Annotated in this window: 1 protein-coding gene; it reads right to left on the bottom strand. The window is 51.5% G+C overall.

The annotated features are described in order from the left end of the window. A partial coding sequence (locus HMPREF2975_RS11785; RefSeq protein ID WP_264673897.1) for a site-specific DNA-methyltransferase occupies positions 1-1,147 on the bottom strand: 1,147 nt, incomplete at its 3' end. Positions 1,148-1,176: the final 29 nt, after the last annotated feature.

The following is a 1,176-nucleotide window of genomic DNA, read 5'->3' as shown; positions in this document are numbered from 1 at the left end:
CACGATCCAAAACCGTTGCCCGATCCGGCTCATATACGAAAAACAACGATGCATCCTCATGCCGTCCTAAGAAATACGGATGGGCACTGGGCGGATTCGAGAACGGCTGCCCCGTCTCGGTGAACCACACATACTCACGAACCCGCTCAAGAGGCACCTCTGGGTTCAAGTCACCTGCGAGAAGTAGTGGCGCGCCTAACTCGTAGAAAGAGAATGACCCTCCTGTTCCGGGCACTTCATCCTTATCGGTGCGGTATCCGTCGATCACTCGTTTGACCCGCTCTGCCGTGATTGATTCTGCGTAGTCGCTGAGCTCTACGAGGATGAATTTTCTATCTGCGTCGTCGTACATATTTGAATTAAGCACGGCGTGTGCGGTCGTTCCTGAGCCTGCGAATGAGTCTAAGACGATGCCGTCTGTGTTGCCATGCAGGGCGATAATCCATTCGATTAGTGATAGTGGTTTCGGGGTGTCGAATTTCTTGTTTCCAAAGATTGCCTTGATTACTGCAGTCGCGTCGGCGTTAGTTCCATAGCCATCGAGCCACGTATTCCATCCGAATGATTTTTTTACGTCACGAATTTTCTCGTATGGAACCCAGCGCTCAGTCTCTCCATCTACAACAACCCCTGGGTCGTATGATGTTTTCTCCCAGTGAGCAGCCTCAGGATTGTCCAATAACTCTGACATACCTGCGTGAGCAGGACTCCAACGCCAGTAGCCGTCAGACCCGTCATTCTTGATTGGGAATACTTCTCCACCATTGGGTGCAGTAATGGGGAACCACAACGTCGGTCGATCTGATCGGTCGGAAGTTGCACCCCACTTTCGTAACTCACGCCCTTTTCGATACGGGCCCTTGCTGTCCTTGAGGTCAAGCTTCCCAGTTGTCTTCTCTTCTTTGACAAGACTTGATTGGTCACCCTTGGTGTAGAACAAAATGTATTCGTGCCCTGTTCGCAGGGCCGTTTTATCTTTCCCTCCACTTGGTTCAGAGCGCACTGGCGCACAAGCAAGTCGGTTTGCAGGGCCAAAGATTTCGTCCATGATGCAGCCTAGGTTGGACAGCTCTGTGTCACTTATCGAGACAGCAATCAATCCGTTTCTGGCTAGCAGGCGATGGAGAAGTCTTAGCCGTGGGTACATCATGCATAGCCATTTGTCATGGCGGGAGA

The organism is Actinomyces sp. HMSC065F12 (genome assembly GCF_001814535.1).
GTDB classification, from domain to species: Bacteria; Actinomycetota; Actinomycetes; order Actinomycetales; family Actinomycetaceae; genus Pauljensenia; species Pauljensenia radingae_A.
Note: the sequence above shows the minus strand (reverse complement) of the source record. Positions and strands in the feature narration are given on the sequence as shown.